The sequence below is a fragment of the Vibrio sp. 10N.222.54.A3 genome, assembly GCF_041474095.1.
Lineage (GTDB): Bacteria > Pseudomonadota > Gammaproteobacteria > Enterobacterales > Vibrionaceae > Vibrio > Vibrio crassostreae_C.
Map to the genome: position 1 here is coordinate 1,465 of NZ_JBFRTN010000049.1, position 20,569 is coordinate 22,033.

The 20,569-nt window shown below is 46.2% G+C and carries 19 protein-coding genes; 8 read left to right on the plus strand and 11 right to left on the minus strand.

Annotated elements, in window-relative coordinates; translation table 11 throughout:
• The 6 genes from AB4507_RS11500 to AB4507_RS11525 form a co-directional block, all read right to left on the minus strand.
• Window positions 1-544: bifunctional 4-hydroxy-2-oxoglutarate aldolase/2-dehydro-3-deoxy-phosphogluconate aldolase (locus AB4507_RS11500; RefSeq protein WP_372182708.1), on the minus strand; the 544-nt coding region annotated here is incomplete at its 3' end.
• A 9-nt stretch (window positions 545-553) separates the two neighbouring features.
• A complete protein-coding gene (locus tag AB4507_RS11505) occupies window positions 554-1,546 on the minus strand; it encodes a sugar kinase (protein ID WP_372057300.1) in 993 nt (330 codons plus the stop codon).
• Between the two features lie 3 nt (window positions 1,547-1,549).
• The gene (gene uxaC, locus AB4507_RS11510; protein ID WP_102394443.1) at window positions 1,550-2,962 is read right to left on the minus strand and encodes a glucuronate isomerase; all 1,413 of its coding nucleotides are present in this window, start codon (window positions 2,960-2,962) and stop codon (window positions 1,550-1,552) included.
• 12 nt (window positions 2,963-2,974) lie between these two features.
• Complete coding sequence (locus AB4507_RS11515; RefSeq protein WP_017068140.1) at window positions 2,975-4,438, minus strand: fructuronate reductase; 1,464 nt, start codon at window positions 4,436-4,438, stop codon at window positions 2,975-2,977.
• Window positions 4,439-4,534: 96 nt separating this feature from the next.
• Entirely contained in the window at window positions 4,535-5,842 is a 1,308-nt protein-coding gene (locus AB4507_RS11520; RefSeq protein WP_017068141.1) for a TRAP transporter large permease, read from the minus strand.
• Between the two features lie 15 nt (window positions 5,843-5,857).
• Window positions 5,858-6,370 (minus strand): TRAP transporter small permease, encoded by a 513-nt coding sequence (locus AB4507_RS11525; protein ID WP_017068142.1) that lies wholly within the window; start codon window positions 6,368-6,370, stop codon window positions 5,858-5,860.
• A gap of 299 nt (window positions 6,371-6,669) precedes the next feature.
• Between AB4507_RS11525 and AB4507_RS11530 the strand changes: the two genes are divergently transcribed.
• The 3 genes from AB4507_RS11530 to uxuA all read left to right on the plus strand — a co-directional run bounded on the left by AB4507_RS11530 (window position 6,670) and on the right by uxuA (window position 9,939).
• On the plus strand, window positions 6,670-7,653 hold the full coding sequence (locus AB4507_RS11530; protein ID WP_029235323.1) for a TRAP transporter substrate-binding protein: 984 nt from the start codon (window positions 6,670-6,672) through the stop codon (window positions 7,651-7,653).
• Window positions 7,654-7,760: 107 nt separating this feature from the next.
• On the plus strand, window positions 7,761-8,543 hold the full coding sequence (locus AB4507_RS11535; protein ID WP_061020948.1) for an FCD domain-containing protein: 783 nt from the start codon (window positions 7,761-7,763) through the stop codon (window positions 8,541-8,543).
• A 208-nt stretch (window positions 8,544-8,751) separates the two neighbouring features.
• The gene (uxuA, locus tag AB4507_RS11540) at window positions 8,752-9,939 is read left to right on the plus strand and encodes a mannonate dehydratase (protein WP_017068145.1); all 1,188 of its coding nucleotides are present in this window, start codon (window positions 8,752-8,754) and stop codon (window positions 9,937-9,939) included.
• Between the two features lie 99 nt (window positions 9,940-10,038).
• Here the strand turns inward: uxuA and AB4507_RS11545 are convergent, their stop codons facing one another.
• The gene (locus AB4507_RS11545; RefSeq protein ID WP_136973855.1) at window positions 10,039-10,812 is read right to left on the minus strand and encodes a helix-turn-helix domain-containing protein; all 774 of its coding nucleotides are present in this window, start codon (window positions 10,810-10,812) and stop codon (window positions 10,039-10,041) included.
• A gap of 97 nt (window positions 10,813-10,909) precedes the next feature.
• Between AB4507_RS11545 and AB4507_RS11550 the strand changes: the two genes are divergently transcribed.
• From AB4507_RS11550 to AB4507_RS11565, 4 genes are all read left to right on the plus strand, one after another.
• Window positions 10,910-12,043 carry a multidrug effflux MFS transporter gene (locus AB4507_RS11550; protein WP_372182710.1) on the plus strand — a complete coding sequence of 378 codons (1,134 nt, stop codon included), beginning with the start codon at window positions 10,910-10,912 and terminating at the stop codon, window positions 12,041-12,043.
• A 155-nt stretch (window positions 12,044-12,198) separates the two neighbouring features.
• Window positions 12,199-12,717 carry a TetR/AcrR family transcriptional regulator gene (locus AB4507_RS11555; protein ID WP_102321240.1) on the plus strand — a complete coding sequence of 173 codons (519 nt, stop codon included), beginning with the start codon at window positions 12,199-12,201 and terminating at the stop codon, window positions 12,715-12,717.
• A complete protein-coding gene (locus AB4507_RS11560; protein ID WP_102321239.1) occupies window positions 12,714-13,769 on the plus strand; it encodes an alcohol dehydrogenase family protein in 1,056 nt (351 codons plus the stop codon). The genes AB4507_RS11555 and AB4507_RS11560 overlap by 4 nt, the downstream gene beginning before the upstream one ends.
• 236 nt (window positions 13,770-14,005) lie before the next feature.
• Window positions 14,006-15,100: an HDOD domain-containing protein gene (locus AB4507_RS11565; RefSeq protein WP_102321238.1), complete on the plus strand. Its 1,095-nt coding sequence runs from the start codon at window positions 14,006-14,008 to the stop codon at window positions 15,098-15,100.
• Between the two features lie 96 nt (window positions 15,101-15,196).
• On the opposite strand, the gene AB4507_RS11570 is transcribed toward AB4507_RS11565, so the two are convergent.
• The 4 genes from AB4507_RS11570 to AB4507_RS11585 all read right to left on the minus strand — a co-directional run bounded on the left by AB4507_RS11570 (window position 15,197) and on the right by AB4507_RS11585 (window position 19,817).
• Window positions 15,197-16,717, minus strand: a complete 1,521-nt coding sequence (locus AB4507_RS11570) for an SgrR family transcriptional regulator (protein WP_102321237.1) — start codon at window positions 16,715-16,717, stop codon at window positions 15,197-15,199.
• Window positions 16,718-16,727: 10 nt separating this feature from the next.
• Window positions 16,728-17,738, minus strand: a complete 1,011-nt coding sequence (locus AB4507_RS11575; RefSeq protein ID WP_372182711.1) for a Gfo/Idh/MocA family protein — start codon at window positions 17,736-17,738, stop codon at window positions 16,728-16,730.
• Window positions 17,739-17,851: 113 nt separating this feature from the next.
• Window positions 17,852-18,751: a homocysteine S-methyltransferase family protein gene (locus tag AB4507_RS11580; RefSeq protein WP_017065219.1), complete on the minus strand. Its 900-nt coding sequence runs from the start codon at window positions 18,749-18,751 to the stop codon at window positions 17,852-17,854.
• A 109-nt stretch (window positions 18,752-18,860) separates the two neighbouring features.
• Window positions 18,861-19,817, minus strand: coding sequence for an integron integrase (locus AB4507_RS11585; RefSeq protein WP_372074150.1), 957 nt, complete (start codon window positions 19,815-19,817; stop codon window positions 18,861-18,863).
• A 335-nt stretch (window positions 19,818-20,152) separates the two neighbouring features.
• On the opposite strand from AB4507_RS11585, the gene AB4507_RS11590 reads away from it, so the two are divergent.
• Complete coding sequence (locus tag AB4507_RS11590; RefSeq protein ID WP_017009226.1) at window positions 20,153-20,554, plus strand: hypothetical protein; 402 nt, start codon at window positions 20,153-20,155, stop codon at window positions 20,552-20,554.
• Window positions 20,555-20,569: the final 15 nt, after the last annotated feature.

Below are 20,569 nucleotides of genomic sequence, written 5' to 3' on the forward strand. Positions count from 1 at the left end.
TCCAAGTACCGCCACATGCGAGCACGCGAGGTATCGCTAGGTAGTCTTTAATGTTGTTTGGGTTGATACCACCGGTCGGCATGATTTCAATATCCGTGTAAGGCGCAAGAAGTGACTTAACCATGTTGATGCCACCTGATGCTTCAGCAGGGAAGAACTTCAATGTGGTTAAGCCCATTTCTAGAGCGGCTTCTACTGTACTCGGGTTGTTGACCCCAGGAATGATATCAATACCAATCTCTTGGCAGGCTCTTACCGTGTTTGGATTAAATCCAGGAGAGACGACGAACGTTGCGCCTGCTTCTTTAGCCGCAATAGCTTGCTCACGATTGAGCACAGTGCCTGCGCCGATCAACATATCTGGTTGTGATTCACGAAGTAGACGAATAGCTTCAACTGCAGCTTCCGAACGGAATGTAATTTCTGCTGCAGGTAAACCATTTTCAGCTAACACTTTACCCAGAGGGATGATGTCTTCAGCGTTGTCGATAGCGATCACAGGGATAACTTTCAGTGTTTTCAGTTGTTGTTTGATGTTAGACATTGGTATTCCTTAAATGGCTGTGATGGCCGCTTGAGTTAGTTCTTTTGCAATAATGGCACCACGATGTTGGATAACGACGCCTGCCATGGCATTGCCGCGCTGGCATGACTTAAATAAGTCTTCGCCCGCAAGGTAAGCCGATAAAAATCCGCCATTGAATGAGTCTCCTGCCGAGGTCGTATCAACGACATGATCAACAGGCAGGGTTGGCACCGCTAGTGGAGCCGAAGCGGCACCAGAATCTGGGTGTATGTTACTTTGAATGGTGGCATCTTGAATGAGACAGCCATCTGCACCCAGTTTGACGATGCATCGCTTAACACCCAGCGTCGTTAGACGTTCGATAGTTTGTTCTGGAGAGCTATCGCCCCAAATTAATTGTTCATCATCGAATGTGACCAACGCTAAATCCGTCAATGTATACATGGCCTGGTAGCTGTTTTTGACGGTTTGGTTTTCGTCTTGTGGCCAAAGTGCAGGGCGGAAGTTACTGTCGAAGGCAATCTCAACACCTTGTGCCTTCAACTCAACCAAGATGTTCAATAGCTCGATACGATCTTGTTCAGGCAGAATCGCTAATGTGATCCCGCTGAGAAAGACCATATCGACATTGCGCAGTGCCTGCTTTATCTGATTGAAATCTGGGTGCTGTAGCAGGTAGCGTGCAGCCGACTGGTTTCTCCAGTACAGAAAGGTACGTTCACCTGCGTCATCAAGCTGAATTAGGTATAGACCCGGAGTACGTTGGCTGTCTTGTAGAACAAGGTCCGTCGACACCCCCTCTTGTTGCCAGCGTTCTAACATTCCCTTGCTAATCGGGTCTGCGCCCAAAGCCGTGACGTAGGACACTTTTATGTCATCTTGATTGAGGTTGGCCTCGCAGCCGCGGCTTAGATAGACCGCAGCATTGAGTGTGTCCCCGCCAAACGTTTGATGCATTGAGCCGAACGGTTTGCCGTTCAGTTCGATCATGCACTCACCAATAATGGCGATATGTTTCATCGGTTACGCCCTCTCTTCGAAGTAGCGTTTTGCGTTACCAAAGCAGATGTCTTCGACCATAGGGCCAAGCAGTGACATGTCGTTTGGTACCTCGCCGTTTTCAGCCCAACGACCAAGCATGTCACACAGAATTCGGCGGAAGTATTCGTGGCGTGTGTACGACAAGAAGCTGCGAGAGTCAGTCAGCATGCCGACAAACTGGCTAAGCAGACCAAGTTGAGATAACTGTTCCATTTGGCGTTGCATGCCGTCTTTCTGATCGTTGAACCACCAACCAGAACCAAACTGAACTTTGCCCGCGATGCCGCCACCTTGGAAGTTACCAATCATGGTTGCCATCATCTCGTTATCGCGAGGGTTTAAGCAGTAAAGAATGGTGCGAGGTAACTCGTTGCTTTGATCCATTTCGTCTAACAGGTGAGCCAATTCGAAGGCAAACGTCTTATCGCTGATCGAATCAAACCCTGCATCTGCGCCTAACAGTTGGAACATGCGCGTGTTGTTATTGCGCTGAGCACCAATGTGAAGCTGCATTACCCAACCCATTGCGGCGTAGCGCTTGCCTAACCACACCTGAACCGCTGTTGAAAACTGCGCACATTCTAGATCGGTGAGCGTTTCGCCATTGAGGCGTCGAGTTAACAGGGCATCCAAATCCGATTCTGATGGAATAGGTGCGTAGCGAACCACTTCAATACCGTGGTCAGCCGCACGACAGCCATGGGCATTAAAGTGGACTAAACGCTTGTCTAGCGCACTCAACAGATCATCAAATCGACGGATCTCGATATCGGCTACTTGACCAAGTTGGCGCAGGTAATCGACAAAGGTGTCGAGTTCGATTTTGAAGGCTTTATCTGGGCGCCAGCTTGGTAACACTTGTACATCAAATGAATTGTCTTGAGCGATCGCCTTATGGTGTTCAAGAGAATCAATTGGATCGTCTGTCGTACCAGCCATCACCACATTCATCTGCTTCATGATGCCGCGAGCACTAAATTCTGGTGTCGCTAATAGCTCGTTGCCTTCGTGCCAAATTTGGTCTGCGGTTTCTGGACCAAAGAGAGTGCCAGTAATACCAAATGGGCGGCGTAGTTCTAAATGAGTCCAATGGTAAAGTGGGTTGCCCAAGGTTTGAGGGACGGTTCTAGCCCAGGCCATGAACTTATCATAATCGCTTGCGCCTCCAGTAATCAGACGCTCATCAATCCCTGCTGAACGCATACCACGCCATTTGTAGTGGTCACCTTCAAGCCAAATCTTAGACATGTTTTCGAACTGACGATCTTGAGCCACTTCTGCCGGGTTTAGATGGCAGTGATAGTCATAAATCGGCTGGTGGCTTGCGTGTTCATGGTACAAACGACGTGCAGTCTCATTCGACAGTAAAAAGTCTTCACATAAGAAATTCTTCATTGTTTGTACTCCTTATAACGCAGCCACGGTCGCAACGGCACCGTGTTCAATTAATGATTGGTACGCTGAACTTACCGCATCAATGACCTGCGGGTCTTGGCCTAGCTCGGCAGGGAAAATCGCTTCAACCGCAAGTAATGCTGGAACCACAGAAACATTGAGTCCATGCTGGTCGCAGATCTGGCGAAGTGTGTCTGCCATTGGATCGCGGACATCAATCTCATTGCCTTGCTCATCAACGCCAGATACATAGCGCATCCAGCCAGCGATGGCGGTTGCAAGCCACGAGAAATCTGAGCCTTGATCTAAATGGAATCGTAAGCTGCCACCCATACGTTGAGGGATCTTCTGGCTGCCATCCATCGCAATCTGCCACGTCTTGTGCTTCAAGCTTGGGTTAGTGAAGCGGTTGATCAGCAAGGTTGCGTAACCTTCTAAATCAGTCCCTTCAGGCATCGTTAACGAAGGTGCCTGTGATTTCATCATCATGTCAAAAGCGGCTTTTCGGTAGCCAGCATCCGTCATAGTGTCGGAAATATGGTCGTAGCCACCAAGGTATCCAAGGTAAGCAAGGAAAGAGTGACTGCCATTGAGCATACGCAGTTTCATCTCTTCGTAAGGCACCACATCTTCTACGAACTCTGCGCCAGCGACATTCCAATCTGGACGACCTGCCACAAAGTTATCTTCAATCACCCATTGGCGAAAGGGTTCACAGGCGATGCCACATGGGTCTTCACAACCAAGCAGTTCTGCAATTTCTGTCAGTGTTTCTTCTGTTGCTGCGGGTACGATACGGTCAACCATGGTGCATGGGAAGGTGACATTGGTTTCAATCCAATCACGTAATTCTGGGTCAAGCAGTTGAGCAAACTCAATGATCGCTGCTTTTGCTACATGACCGTTCTCTTGCACGTTATCGCAAGACATGACCGTGAATGGTGTTAAGCCACGTTCACGTCGAATTTTGAGCGCTTGCACAATGTAACCTAATGCTGATTTAGGTTCGCTTGGGTTAGCTAGGTCAGCGATGACTAATGGGTTATTTTTGTCGAGTTTTCCTGTCGCTGGGTCTGCGCAGTAGCCTTTCTCTGTGATGGTCATAGAAACGATAGCCACTTGAGGTTCGGCCATTTTTTCTAATACGGTTTCGATGCCGTCTAGGCTTGGGTGAAGAGATTCGGCCACTGAGCCGATCACTTTAACGTCTGTGGATTCAGCGCCTTTTTCAGCAACCGTGTAAAGGTGATCTTGCGTGCGAAGTGATTCAATTAAGTCTTCGCCTCCGAATAGGTTAATTTCGCAAATACCCCAATCAGTGCTGGTCTTGCTGAGCATTTCATTGGTGAACAACGCTTGATGCGCTCGGTGAAATGCACCGAAGCCAAGGTGCACGATACGGCTTTGGAGTGCTGAACGGTCGTAGTCAGGTCGTAGTACAGTGTTTGGCAGCGTAGAGTTAGCAACAGTCTTCATTATTCAGTTCCTTTTCCCGCCAGCGAACCAGCGGGATTTTATTATTTGATAAAGCGTTTGAGTGTTTAGCAGTCTTAGAATCTATCTGTGACCAAATTACGAACCGTAGCCCAGTACCAATTCAGGTAGGAACAAGCTCAGCTCAGGGATAAAAGTAACGGCCATTAGGGCTGCAATAAGTGCGGCATAGAATGGCAATAAAGGCTTGATGACTTTGTCGATGGCAATGTTGGCAACCGAACAACCGATGAACAGAGCACTACCTACTGGCGGTGTACAGATACCGATAGCAAGGTTGAAGGTCATCATGATGCCGAAGTGCACAGGGTCGATGCCTAGGTCTAGCGCGATTGGTAAGAAGATTGGTGTGAAGATAAGAACCGCAGGGGTCATATCCATAAAGATGCCAACAATCAACAGAATCACGTTGATAATCAGTAGGATCATTAGTGGGTCTTCGGAAACCGCGAGTAGAGCATCGGCAATCATGTAAGGTACATCGGCGTTCGCCATTGCCCAAGACATGCCCATTGATGCGCCAACCAGTAATAGAACGATAGATGTTGTTACTGCAGACTCAAGGATGATCTTTGGAATATCACCCCATTTCACTTCGCGGTAGACAAGCACAGCTAAAACAAACGTGTATACCACAGCAATTGCGGAAGCCTCAGTCGCAGTAAAGATACCGCCAATGATGCCGCCCATGATGATGCCGATCAGTGCTAAAGAAGGTGCTGCTTTTAGGAAGGTATTCCATACCATTGATGTGGAAGGACGAGCTGCGACTGGGTAGCCACGACGTTTCGCGATAATACCTGCCACCATCATGATGCTCAGCCCCATCAATAGGCCTGGGATATAGCCTGCTAAGAACAATGCTGCAATAGAGGTACCACCAGAAACTAATGAGAACACGATCAGCGTGTTGCTGGGTGGGATAAGCAAGCCCGCAGGACATGACGTAATATTTACCGCAGCCGAGTAGTTTTCGTCATATCCATCTTTCTTTTGCAGAGGAGACATAGTGCCACCAACTGCAGCAGCCGATGCAACCGCTGAGCCTGAGATAGACCCAAACATCATGTTTGCCATCACGTTTACGTGGGCGAGTGAACCTGGTAGACGACCACCCAACACTTTCGCGAAGTTGATCAAACGCAGCGCGATGCCGCCTTGGTTCATGATGTTGCCCGCCAAAATGAAGAACGGAATTGCTAATAGTGCAAAGTTATCAAGGCCTGCCGCCATACGTTGAGCAACTACAGCAATTGCAGGCTCAAGCGGTAAGCTCATTAAGATGGTTGCTAGTGACGATAAACCAATCGCAAAAGAGACCGGTACACCGATTGTAAGCAGTACAGCGAAACTACCGAATAATGTCAGTATTACTTGCCATTCCATTGTGAAATCCTTCTATCAATCAAGTTGTGAGTCGGTGATCAAATCGTCACCTGACATTAATTGTTTAACGCGTTCGTAGGTAAATACGACTGAGTAAAAAATCATCAAAGCGCCACTAACCGGTAAGCAGAAGTAGATGTAGCCCATTTCTAAACCTAGAGCGGGAGTCAGTTGTCCCATCGCAAGTGTTTTAGCTGCAAGTTGGCTGCCACCGTGTACCAGAACGATATAAGAGAAAGAAGCGATGGCTATTTGGATAATGATTTCGTTGATTAATTTACGTTTGCCAGTCAGCTTCATCGTAAGTAGGTCGATGGCAAGGTGGCGTTTCAGACCTGTTGTGTAAGCAGCACCAATCAGGGCTACCCACATAAAGAGGTAACGAGCGAGCTCGTCGGTAACAGTACTTGGTTTGCCAATAACATAGCGGGATAGAACCTGCCATATCACGCATAGCACCAAGAAAGACGATAGAGACACTGTAAAGGCGGCCAACCCTCTATTTATGTAACTGACCAATTTATTCATGTTTATTTCCTTTCAACAAAATTGCGTATCTCATAACAATTGGTTTACCAATGTAAGAAATTGTTTCTATGTAGGGATGGGATGTTCAAAAATCTGGCTGAATCATAAGCTATTCATTTTTTGGTTGGCGTGAGCAACTTCACAAATGATTTTGGTTGACCAATTTATGGGTTTTTATTGTGACTTTGGTCAATCAATTTTAATTTCAGCTTTGACGGTTCCTTTTTTGAGCCCCAATATGAGCCCATAACAAAAAACACCCTACATTTTGGATAACCAATCCACGGAGAATAAGAATGATGATGACGCGTAAAACTTTGATTAGTGCGGTTGTCGGTGCTGCTTTGACTTTTGGAGCAACAGCTTCTGCTTATGCAGCGACAACATTGAAACTGAGCCATAACCACCCTCGTGACCATGCAGTACATGAAGCGATGACGTTTATGGCGAAAGAAGTACGTGAATTGACTGATGGTGAGGTGCGTATTCGTATTTACCCTGATGCTCAATTGGGTACACAGCGTGAATCTATGGAGCTGATGCAGAACGGCGCTTTAGATATGGTGAAAAGTAATGCTGCTGAGCTAGAAGCTTTTTCTCCTGCTTATTCATCATTCAACATGCCTTACTTATTCCGCGATCAAGCGCACTACTACAGTGTGACTGATGGTGAAGTAGGCCGTGACATTCTTAACTCTTCTCGTGATAGCGGCTTTATTGGTGTGACTTACTACGACGCTGGTGCGCGTAGCTTCTATACCAATAAGCCAATTAACACACCAGAAGATCTGAAAGGTTTGAAAGTTCGTGTTCAACCAAGCCCATCAGCAATTGCGATGGTGAAAGCGTTAGGCGGTAACCCAACGCCACTAGCTTACGGTGAGTTGTACACAGCACTGCAGCAAGGTGTCGTAGATGCGGCTGAAAATAACATTCCTTCTTTCAGCTTGAGCCGTCACAGTGAAGTGTCTAAATACTTCAGCTTAGATGAGCACACGATGGTTCCGGATGTGTTGGTTATCTCAACCAAAGCATACGATAAACTGACTGCAGAACAACAAGATGCGCTAATGAAGGCGGCAAGTGATTCATCTGAATTGATGAAAAAATTGTGGGCTGAATCGGAAGCAAAAGAGCGTGCTAAAGCCGAGAAAATGGGCGTTACTTTTGTGGAACCAGACAAGGCTGCGTTCGCACTAGCGGTTCAACCTATGTACGACGCGCTAGATAAAGCGGACCCAGAATTGAGCGCATTGATTGACCGTATTCAGGCTGTTGAATAACGAGCAAATATAGAAAAAAGAGTAATACAAAAACAAGGTGTTACTGCATTTTAAGATATAGAGGTTGACCAATTATATTTGGTCATTATGATGGCGAGAGAAATACAATGGAAAGAAGTGACAATATCATCATGATGCCTTTCGAGCCGAAAAGACCTTATCAGGAGATAGGGTTAGTACTAAGAAAAGAACTGATTGAAGGCCTGTATAAGGTCGGAGATAGGTTACCTCCAGAACGCGATATTGCTGATCGTCTAGATGTAAGCCGCACTGTAGTGCGTGAAGCGATCATCATGCTAGAGCTTGAAAACTTAGTTGAGGTAAAAAAAGGGTCAGGTGTTTATGTCCTGAACATTCCTACTCATTCTCGCGAGAATGTGGTCAGCGATGACGCTGGTCCATTCGAGATGCTGCAGGCCCGCCAATTACTGGAAAGTAATATCGCGGAGTTTGCGGCAACTCAGGTCACTCCGGGCGACATCATTAAGATGCGCTCTGCACTCGAACTCGAGCGCGAAGAGCTTGCAAGCGGTACCACCGATTGCAGCGGAGATGAAAGATTTCACATGTGTATTGCAGAGGCTACTCAAAACTCTGTGCTGGTAGATATGTTGAAACAATCCTGGGATCGACGCGAAAAGAGTCCAATGTGGAATAAACTCCACTCTCACATCAGTGGTCAAGATTACCGTGAAGAATGGTTAGATGATCATGCTCGTATCCTCGCCGCCTTACAGCGCAAAGACCCTGTCGCTGCTAAGAACGCAATGTGGCAACACCTTGAGAATGTTAAGCAGCGTTTGTTAGCGCTGTCAGACATTGATGACCCAAACTTTGATGGTTACTTATTTAGTTCTAACCCAGTGGTGCTACTTAGCACGGAAAGTTAGTCCTGAAAGCTAACGTTGAACTCTGCGACAAAACTCTTTTTGGAAGCTGATTCATTCACTAGGTTATTAATAGGTAATCGTCTTTAGACCGGCGTAGACCGGTGCTATCTCGGGCAGTAATTATCATTACTGCCATTAAGAAGTCGTTATTGCATTTAGCTTGATTAATTCGAGCCGGCTAAGTGCGTCTTAAAGAAAGGTAAGTCTCATGGAACAAACGTGGCGTTGGTACGGCCCTAATGATCAAGTTTCGCTAGATGACATTCGTCAAGCGGGCGCAACTGGTATTGTGAATGCACTGCACCATATTCCAAATGGTGAAGTTTGGACAAAAGAAGAAATCCTGAAACGCAAAGCCATTATCGAAGAGAAAGGCTTAACGTGGTCGGTTGTAGAAAGCGTGCCTGTGCACGAAGAGATCAAAACTCAAACTGGCAACTACCAGCAGTGGATTGATAACTATAAGCAAACTCTGTCTAACCTTGCTGAGTGTGGCATCGATACGGTTTGTTATAATTTCATGCCAGTGTTGGACTGGACGCGTACCGATTTAGAATTTGAAATGCCTGATGGCTCGCGCGCACTGCGTTTTGACCAAATCGCGTTTGCGGCATTTGAGCTGCATATCTTGAAACGTCCAGGTGCAGAATCGGACTATTCAGAATCAGAGCAAGCTCAAGCGTTGGATTACTTCAACAACATGACGCCTGAGCAAATTCAGCAACTGACCAATAACATCATCGCTGGCCTGCCAGGCGCTGAAGAAGGTTACACACTAGAAGCGTTTCAAGCACAGCTAGATCGCTATGCGGGAATCGACAAAGACAAGCTACGTGAGCACATGTCTTACTTCCTCGCTGAGCTGATGCCTATCTGTGATGCGAATGGCTTGAAGATGGCGGTTCACCCAGACGATCCACCGCGTCCGATTCTAGGCTTGCCTCGCATCGTTTCAACGATCGAAGACATTGATTGGTTGACCGAGCATGTACCGAGCAAAATGAATGGCTTGACGATGTGTACGGGTTCATACGGTGTTCGTGGCGACAATGATCTGGTTAATATGATCAAAAAGCACGGTGACCGAATTTACTTTACGCACCTGCGTTCAACTAAGCGTGAAGAGAGCAACCCAATGACATTCCACGAAGCAGCGCACCTCGATGGTGATGTGGACATGTACAACGTTGTGATGGCTATTTTGGATGAAGAAAATCGTCGTGCAGAAGTGGGCGATCACCGCTTAATTCCAATGCGTCCGGATCACGGTCATCAAATGCTGGATGACCTTAAGAAAACCACTAACCCAGGTTATTCGGCGATTGGTCGATTGAAAGGCTTAGCTGAAGTTCGTGGTTTAGAGATGGCATTGAAACGCGCTTTCTATACCAAGTAACGACGGCATCTAGCTTTAAAATACTTTTAAAAACCAGAACTCATGTTCTGGTTTTTTGTATCTGAGCTCAGTAAAACTTCAGAGTTTGGATAACAACAATCACGCCCCTAACTTGGTAAAGGCCAACGGGGTTTGTCCAGTTTGCTGTTTGAAAAAAGCGATAAACGCACTGTTGGATGAGAACTCTAGCAGATGAGCCACATCACCGACTTGTCGGTTTTCTGAGAGCAGTTCAATCGCTTTAAACAAGCGCCATTGCTGTCGCCACTCTTGGTAAGTCATGCCTGTTTCGGCTTTGAATAATCGAGTAATCGTTTTGGTGCTTGCGCCAACCGAGTTCGCTAATGTCGAGAGGGCTGGGGCAAGAAAGGAAGCGGTTCGGACTTGTTTGCAAAAGCTTTTAAAGCGGCGATCTGTCGGTAGTGGCAAGATAAACGAGTGTTGGTTAGCACTGTAAAACTCTTCCCAGAATAGGTTGGCGGTATTGGTGGTTTGCTCGCGGGCAACGTCCCAATCCCAGAAAGCCATCTTATTGATCAGGGCTTTTAAAAGCTCATTCACTTCCACAATTTCAATCGCTTCTGGGCAGGTGTAAATACTGCTATCAAAATAGAGCGACCGATAAGCAACCACATTGGTCATCTGCGCGCGATGTTTGGTATAAGGCGGGATCCACACGGCTTTAGTCGGCGGCAAAATGCAAATGGCGTTTTTTAAGGTCAAGGTGATGCAACCCTGCGGAGCATACAACAGCTGTCCTTTTACGTGGTGATGTATTCCTGAATCATGCTGACCTAGCTCTGCCGCAATCCCTATTACGGGCGCAGGTAAGCTGTCTGCATCAAACTCAATGGTTTCGCTGATTAATGCCATTTGTCCCAATCTTGTTGTTTTTGGTTTTAATGTTGTTAACGAGCCAAGGTTAGTTTCCCCTAGACTCCTCGTCAAGTTCACTGGTCTTGGAAAAATGATGAAAACAAAACCTTCTTTATGGCAAATGGTGCTATTGCTGATGTTCCCTCAAATCGCAGAAACCATCTATAGCCCGACTCTGGATTCAATATCGAAATCCTTTGATGTCAGTTACACACAAGCTGCTCAAACCCTATCGATTTACTTCTCTGCATTTGCGGTGGGTGTGGTGGTATGGGGCGTGTTAGCTGACAAGTGGGGGCGCCGACCAACCATGTTATTGGGCATGGGGTTATTCGCTTGTTCAGCACTCATTGCTATGCAAACCAATAGCTTTGTTTGGTTGATGATAGCCCGAGCCATGGGCGCTTTCGGGCTTGCGGTTGGCTCGGTGGTGACACAAACCATGTTGCGCGATGCCTTTAGCGGCGCGGAACTGGCCAAGGTGTTTGGTTACATGGGGATGGGGCTGTCGATTAGTCCAATCATCGGGCTGCTTCTTGGCGGTCAACTAAGCCAAGCGGGCGGGCATCAATATGTGTTTATTGCCTTGTTTATTATGGTGTTAGCGTTGTTGGCACATAGCCTATGGTCATTGCCTGAAACGCAACAATCTAAGCAGCCATTGCAGTTAAAGTCACTCAGTATTCACATGATCAAAGATAGCGATATATGGATGTCTGCGTTGCTGGTTGCGTCGTTCAATATTGCGCTATTTTCCTATTATCAATTGGGTTCATTTGCCTTCATTCAACTTGGATTTAGCGTTGAGCAGTTTGGCTACAGCGGCATTGTGCTTGGGTTCGGGACTCTGTTGGGAAGCTTGGTGAACAAGACATTGTTGAAGAGACAAGTGTCTTCAATGTCTCTGATTGGTATCGCGGCAGGGCTTCAAACATTAGGTGCGGTGGGTGTCTATTTTTCACAACACTCAATATGGTTTTTACTTCCGATGATGCTGGTGGTCATGGCATTTGGTATTGCGATCCCTAATGTATTGAGCCGAGCATTAGTCAGCTACCAATCTCAAGCGGGAAGTGCAGGTGCACTGTTTGGTTTGATGTATTACACCTTGATCGGCTCAGGGCTCGCTTTAGCGGGAATGATTCAAGATTTAGGGGGGGTGTTGGTACTTTGCGGCGCTTTATCTGTTCTGGTGACGATACGCAGTCGACTCCAGCTTAAACGCTAAGTCTCTCATCTGTATTGATAAATTCCGTGTCCTGTTTGGCGCGGAATTTATCATTTCTTGGTGTGTAAATTTGGATATTGACAGGGGTAGAGTGATCGTTCTATCTTGTAGGTAGAACAATCATTCTACCCTTTGTCGGGTATTAAGAGAGCACTATGTTGAGAGAACAGATTGCAGCAAGCTTAGAGGTGGCATTTAGCCAGCAAGGTTTTGCTGAGCCGAGCGTTGCACAGCTGAAAACGGCGTGCGATGTAAGCCTAAGAACCTTGTATAAACATTTCCCTTCAAAAGAAGCGATGATCGTTGGTGCCTTGGAATATCGACACCAACGTTACCTAGATTTCTTGTTGGAAACGTCTCCTGAAAAGGGTCTCGAATCGGTTACTCATATCTTCAACAAGCTCCAACAATGGTTAGAAGAGTATGCGCCGCACGGGTGTATGTCGATGAATGCGATGGCCGCGTTTCCCGATAATGAGCTTATCAGCCAAGCGGTTACACAGCATAAAGAACAAGTCCGTTTGCTAATAGGCAAGCAGAGCCTGCGAGATGATCTCGCGACACCACTGTTTTTACTTCATGAAGGCGTATCAAGCGCGTGGCCAGTATTAGGCGAAGAAGCGGTGGCATCAGCACAGAATATGGTTACAAAATTACTCGAGGAAACACGATGAAATTCGAAATACCGAAAACAATGAAAGGCGTAGAGATGTTGGGGCACGGCGGAGCAGAAATGCTTGGCTACCGCGAAGATATCGCGGTTCCTCAAATCGAACCTAATGAAGTGCTGATCAAAGTGATGGCAGCAGGCGTTAACAATACCGATATCAACACACGAATCGGCTGGTACTCAAAAAGCGATGACTCAGACGATGCAAGTTGGTCGGGTGAAGCGTTGAAGTTCCCTCGTATCCAAGGTGCTGACGTGTGTGGTTTCATCGTAGCAGTCGGTAATGAAGTCTCTGCTGACCGTATTGGTGAGCGTGTTCTTATCGAACCTTGTTTAACAGAAGTATACGGACGAGATCTGCCACAGCCATGGTATTTCGGTTCTGAGTGCGATGGTGGGTTCGCTGAATACACCAAAGTTGCAGCGAAGCACGCTTATGCGGTGAACAGCACCATGTCGGATGTTGAACTAGCATCTTTCCCATGTTCTTACTCAACAGCAGAGAACATGCTAACTCGCGCGAATGTGGCTGAAGGTGATCGCGTGCTTATCTCTGGTGCATCGGGCGGTGTGGGCTCTGCGGCTATTCAGCTAGCAAAAGCTCGCGGCGCGTATGTGATTGCGATTACCAGCCCAAGCAAGAACCAACAGTTACTTGAACTTGGCGCTGATGAAGTGATTGCTCGTGATGCGGATTTGGTTAAAGCGCTAGGCGAAAGTAGCGTCAATGTGGTTATCGATTTAGTGGCAGGTGACAAATGGCCGGAATTCCTTGAAGTGCTGAAACCACATGGCCGTTATGCCGTATCTGGCGCAATTGGTGGCGCTATGGTTGAGCTTGATGTTCGCACTTTGTATCTCAAAGATCTCAGCTTTTTTGGTTGCACAGTTTTAGAACCACAAGTATTTCAGAATCTAGTCAACCGTATCGAGAAACAGCAGATTGGTGCCATCGTTGCAGAGTCTTATCCGCTAGCTGATATCCATAAAGCGCAAGATGAGTTCTTAAAGAAAAAGCATGTTGGTAAGATCGTGTTGGAAGTGGCAGAACGCTAGTTTTAGTCAGCTTCACGGTTTAGATTTATGGAAGAGCGAGCAAGCGTTATGTGCTCGCTCTTCTTGTTTCTGGCGAATACTGGCGGGCTCAGTCTTGCAACCCGTTGAGTAACAGATCCTATACAGCTGAAAAGTTAATGATTCATTTATCATTGTGTGGTTTATGAATTAACTGTGCGATAATTACCGCCATTATATATCCCTATCTATGTTGTATTTATCAAGGAGCCGTATTGATGTTTAAAAGGGTATTGCAGGCACTATTCTCACCTTTTGTTTATTCAAAAAACAAACCCTCTGCAGAGCCTGCCCAACAAGAGCAACAACAAACCGTTGCTACTGATTCTGTTCAGTCTTCAATCTTTGTTCCGCCGTCGTCCGCTCAGCCATCATCATTAATCGTCGATAAGACGCTTAGCCTTCACGATGGTGAGTTCCTTGATTATTTGTTTGGAGAGTCTCGCCTTCGCACGGAGTCAGACCCATTTAGTGATTTTGTCGCTTGCCAAATCGAACGCTTGATTCGCTCTCCAAAAGCCCTGCTTAATGAACTGCCAGTGATGCCAGCCTCTGTGACCACGTTAATGGGCGAATTACAGAGCGATGAGTTTGATGTCGATACTCTGTTAAGAGTGATTGAGCGCGAGCCGAGTATGGCTGCCGATGTGATTAAACTGGCAAATAGCGCCTTTTACAAACGCAATGAAAAACAGGTTACCGACCTAAAAACAGCATTCTTAAATATGGGTTCTCAGGGGCTTGTTGAAGGGGTGGTGAATAGCTACATGAAGAACTTCACGCCGGGGAACAATATTTACTGGCGTCACTTCGGTGAGAAAATTTGGAATCACAGTGTTCAGACTGCGTCGTTTTCTAAGGAGTTGATGAAAGACTCTTCACCTCAAGAAGATCAAGCAGCGGCATACTTTGTTGGGTTAATTCGCAACTTAGGCAAGATGATCATTTTCCAGATGATGGTAGAAGCCTTCAAGCATGTTGATCCTTCTGTTCCACCTAACTCGTTGGCATTGAAGCGCCTGATGAACAGCTACTCTATTCGCCTGACTTACACCATTGCTAAGTTCTGGGAACTGCCAGAGTCTGTGTTGACCGCAATTGGCTACCAAGAGTCGAGCCGATACGAATGCACACCACTTGGTCAAGCTGTGTTTGAAGCTAACTACTTGAGTGAGCTGTGCTATTTACTGGAAGAACAAACGATTGAAGTCGAGCAATTTAAGCGCAGATGCAAAGAGACACTGATGTCTCCGGCTGCATACAAAGTGGCTAACCGTATCTATAAAGAGTCTGAATTGGCGCTAGTGAGCTAACCCTTAGCCTATTCGACCTACGCTGTGACTGAACATAATGATTGGTTGCAGCTTGGTTGGGCTAGGTTGTGAAATACATTCAGCTACGAAATACGCTTACAAATGGCTAATCCACAGCTTGTCGAGTTCGCACCAACCGAAACCATTTACTTGTGCGCCGTGTATCTTTTCAGAAACCTCTAAGTTGAACGCCTCTTGCTTGAGCTCAACCACAACCCCAGATTCATGCAACCAATGCCGGAGCGACAACAGTGCATTCATCGCTAACTCAAAGTCTGGTTGGTTTGTTATTGAGGCTAAGCCTTGTTCGATTGTCTCTAGCATCTCAGAAGGTAAAGTTAATTCCTCAAACGGGAAGCGAGTGAAAAAGCTTAACCACGAAGTGAAGGTGTCGTTCTCATCAATAATACTGCACAGCGCGACGTCTTTGGTAGTTAGGTAGTGAGTTAGGTAGTGCCCATATTCCACGCTGGTTTTGTGGTCGCCAGACACTGACAACTGATCGAAAAGGGCTTGGCATTCAGAGGTGTCTTCAACGGTGAACTCACGAACGGTTGAAGACAACATCGGGCTTTGAATCTTAAAGAAGGTTGAGCCGAAATCCGGTTGGGAAGAATGGTCATCCCCACGCACGGTGGTCGTCTTCTCGGGCAGTTTCACGCACACCTGATTTTGAGCGCAGGCTTTGCTCTGTGCCCATTCCTGATAGACCCACAACTCGACTCGATTCAGAATCGGCGTGCTGTGTGAATAGGCGCTATTGCGGCTCAATCTCAACATCTTGCTTGAGAAGATGTCTAATGAGAACGCGCCAGATCCAATCAGCCTATCAGTCGGTGATGAGTGATCGAATACGGAGGCTTCAGCCCTAGCAAGTAGGCGCGGTAAATGCCAATCAGGTTGATTCAACTTTACGACAACCACATTGCCTGCCGAGACAGAGACCTCATCAATATGCTGATAACAGCGACGCCATATTTTGCTTTGGCAGAGAGAGTTAAGGTTGCGTGCTATGTCTTGAGGTTCGAGTGTTCTTCCGTTATGAAAGTGAACACCATTGCGAATCTGAAAGTGCCACTGTGTCGCATCTTGATTAGGCTGCCAATGATAAGCCAGATCGCCGCTGAGTTTGCTGTGCTTAACGGAGGTTAGGCGTTGGCAAACTTGCATAACTAAGAAACGTTCGGTGCGTCTAAGCACGCGTTGAGGGTGAAGCGCTTCGAGTTCTCGGTGAAACGGGATGTACGCGATATTCTGCGTCGACGGATTGGTATTGCTTAGAAAGGCTTGCAACTCAGTGCCAGCATTGCGGCCGTTGAAGCTCAAGGTGCTAAACACCTGTTCTATGTTGCCTGCGTCAGCTTGGGTTTGTGCGTATTGGTAACACGCCTCAATGGGTTCAACCAGACACGTGAGTTGTGCCTTCTTGCTGCGGCCTGAGCTAGCTTGCCACTCAATCCAGCCTTGTGCTGTCATCGCTTTGAGTAAGGTCTGAACGTGACGTTCACTCACGTGCAGCAGTGTGGCCAGTTGGTTGACCTGACAGTGTGATACTCCAGGCCCAAAAGCCTGAAATATCTTTTCATACAGTTCAAGCTTACGCTTAAGGTTGCCCAATTTGCTTTTCCTAACGACGAGGTTGAGTTAAATGTGAATAGCCAGAATCAATCAGTGCGTTTTCCATCGTATCGAGAACTCGAGAGGTTATCTCTGAGCTCAGGATATTCGATTCAGTTTTGCCTTGAAGCACCAAATCTGAAAAATGGTCGATTTCAAACTCGAATCCATTCCCTATCACTCGGTAGTTAATGGTCGACTTTTTGCCTTGATGTTCAATCTCAATAAAGGCCGGATTCCACCATTTTTCGTGAATGGTGATTTTGGTTTCAGGTCCACTCAAGTGTGCTGATCGGGGAAGGTTTTGCACTGTTGATGCCGATATCTTACCGCTTATATCACCAGAGAATGTAAAGCATGCATTGGTATCAACATTCGCTCCCTCATAAAGACACGACATCTCTACCTGAGGTTTTGAAGGGTTTACACCCAGCGTTCGGCACAGATCGTAAAAGAACCAAAGCCCATAGACCCCAACATCGAGTGTTGCTCCGCCTGACAAATCCGGATTGAAGATAAACAAATCGGGCTCATAGTCATGATGGTTACCAAAGCTGGCTTCGATTGAATCTATCTGAATGTGGTTATCGACCAAGAATGATTGGAGCTCACGATATGCGGGAAACACCACGGTTTTCATTGCTTCTAACAGCATCACGCCATTTTGCTTCGCGAGAGCTTTCATCTCAAGCCAGTCAGCAAGGTTGGTAAAAGCCGGCTTCTCGACCAATACGTGCTTATTGTTCTTTAGAAACAGTTCGGCGAGTGGCTGGTGGTATGGGTGAACCGTAGCGATGTAAACCGCTTCAACACTTGGGTCATTCGCCATCTCTTCATAAGAACCATACGCCTTGTCGCAAGCAAACTTGTTGGCGAACGTGGCTGCGCGTGAGTGATCTCTGGCGGCAACCGCATCAAGCTCACCATGCAGAGAGTGCTCTGTGACTGCGGTTGCGAATCGATTGGCGATATTGCCTAGCCCAGCGATACCCCATTTAATTTTTCGTTGCGTGTCGCTCATCAGTTACTCCAAATCGTTGTTTTGTATCAGTGTACTCAGAGACGTCACATACAAATAGAGAACAGATTTCTCAACCTGTTCTCTATTTATTTTATTCTAGTTGAAGCTCAGGATTAGCTCTGTATTGAGTGTTTCCAATCGGCTAGGGCTTTAATGTGTTTTGGCCCGATGCCACAACAGCCACCGATAATATTCGCGCCCAGTGCATGCCAGCGTTTAGCGTAAGTTAAGTAACCTTGGCCATCCAGCTCACGCATCTCCTGAAACATATCATTCGCTTCATGTTCGTTGCTGATAGGCGCAAAATTGTTGGCATAGACACCAACTTCTAAATCACTGCCTAGCTCATCGATCACTTTCTTGGCATCGATAATGGCTTGATCCATCACTTCAGGCACTGAACAGTTAAACATAATGCCTGTCGCGTTTGATTGGCAGGCAAGTTTGATGGCGTCTGTTACGCTCTCGCCAGAACGAATATTGGCAGAATCGCCCTTGGTATCTTCCAAACTGAATGCGTAGTAACACGGCTTATCTGACTGCTTAAGAACCGCATGAATGGATTCGAACTCTTGCAGGCTGCAGATGGTTTCCGCTATCCAAAGATCGATGTTTGGATCCTGGGCATCGTAAAGCGTTTGAATGATTGGCGCTGCCTCTTCTACCTTAAACAAGTCTGGTCGGTAGCTGCCAAATGGCGGTGGAATCGCGCCTGCTACTTTCACTGTGTGGGTAGCATTGTCTGCAACTGCTTTAGCCAGCTCACCGGACAGTGTGGCTAGTTCAAAGCCTCGCTGCTCGAACAGCTCTTCACCCAAGTGAAAAGGCACACAGGCGTAGCTATTGGTGATTAGGATTTCAGCACCTGCATCGACAAAGTTTTGATGTGCTTGGCTGACAAATTCGGGTGCTTCAATCAGCGCTTGAGCACTCCAAAGCGGTTGAGAAAATGGCGCGCCAATTTCTTTGAGTTCTCGGCCCATGCCGCCATCAAGTATGGTTAGTGTTTTCATATTTAATACTATCTAAAACAGTTGCTGAAGTTCTGCCGTCACCATATCAGACAACCTTGTCAGACAGAAGCCATCAAGCCAAGGTTCAACTATCGATGAGGGAGTTTCGTTATAAGCCGTCTAGCGGGCTAGTCGTGCCACTAAAGTGTTGCCCAATAACGTGAGTGTAAATCTGAGTTGTCTTAACATCACTGTGCCCCAGTAGCTCTTGAACCGTTCTGATATCGGAGCCTGACTTTAGAAGTTGCGTAGCAAAACTGTGCCTGAAAGTATGACAACTAATTCGCTTGTGGCGCAATTTATTAGAGTTAGTCGCCTTCTTCAGCGTTTTTCGGAGTACCGAATCATGTAGGTGGTGTCGGCATACGATCCCCGACTCAGAGTGTTGAGTGACGGATTTTGATGGGAATAGGTACATCCAAGCAAGTTGTCGATAGGCACTAGGGTATTTTTTACCTAATCGGTGAGGTAAAGATGGCCCAAACCCATTCAAGTTATCTTTAGCGAGCAGAACTGCAACTTGTGAAATTTTGTCTTGTATAGCTTCAGTGAGTGAAAAACTTAAAATTGTCACTCGGTCTCTATTTCCTTTCCCATTGTGAACAGTGAGAGACCCTTGTTTTAGATCTATATCTTGTACTCGAAGCCTCAGGCATTCCGATACTCTCAAACCTGAACCATACAACAAGCGAAAAAACAGTTGATATTTAGGATCTATTTCATTGATCACCGAGATAGCTTCCGCATGATTGAGTACGCTAGGAATTTTTCGAGACCGAGTCGCATAGCTAAACCCTAAGTCTCCTAGAGGTTGCTTAATAAATTGATTGTATAAATAGGCTAGAGCATTGAGCGCTACCTTTTGAGTATTGATGGCTACTTTTTGTTGATTAGCTAAATGAGAAAGAAAGGAGACAACTTCAGCGGCATGCATCTGTTCAGGGTGTTTAAGCTTATGAAAATGAATGAAGTATTTTATCCAGTAACAGTAGGCTTTGATTGTCTTGCGACTATAGCCTCGCATCGTCATATGTTCGCAAATTGCCTGCATGAATTGACTCGCCATATATTCCCCTCACAAAATCTGTACATACAGACAGTTTATTGCTTGTTGAATAATTAATGACTTAAAAAAGAGTGGTTTTTAACTCTGATTGAGCACGAATTTAACGAGAGGCTTATTTTAAATTATTGATTATACTGCAGATTTATGGGTGGTTAAGAATGAGGCCGAGCGTTACATAGTCGGCAATATGTGCTTGCACGTTTTCACACTTATTGTTTAGACCCACTTTTATATTAAATGCATAGCATTCAGTTGGTTATGAGTGACCTTTTTGATATGTTAAGCGGATGGATTCGTGCTTGCACAATATTAAAATGTTATGTGCAGGATGAAGTATGCAGGACGAAATTAATCAATATCATGAATTAGCGAAAGATGCAGGAAATCGACTGAGAGCTTACATTTTATCGGTTTCATCAGGTGCAACAGGTGTTTTTTTCTTGGCTTTGACTAAAGATGGTCAAAAATACTCAGATTTAGAGCAAGTTTTACTTTCTGCCGCTTTAATTAGTTTTGTTATTACTGTTGTTCTATGCCTTTATGAACTTCGTGTGGATGCGAAGCGATTCTTTGCACTTACACAAGAGTTGAAAAAATCGAAAGATGAACAGTGTTGGAAAGCCAATGAAAAATACAAGAAAAAACGGTACTGGCTTATTCACAGTTCGTACGTAACTCTTGGTATTGCTATGACAGCTACAAGTGCATTTTTGGTTCTGCGCATACTCTGCACATAACAAATAAGGATTAAG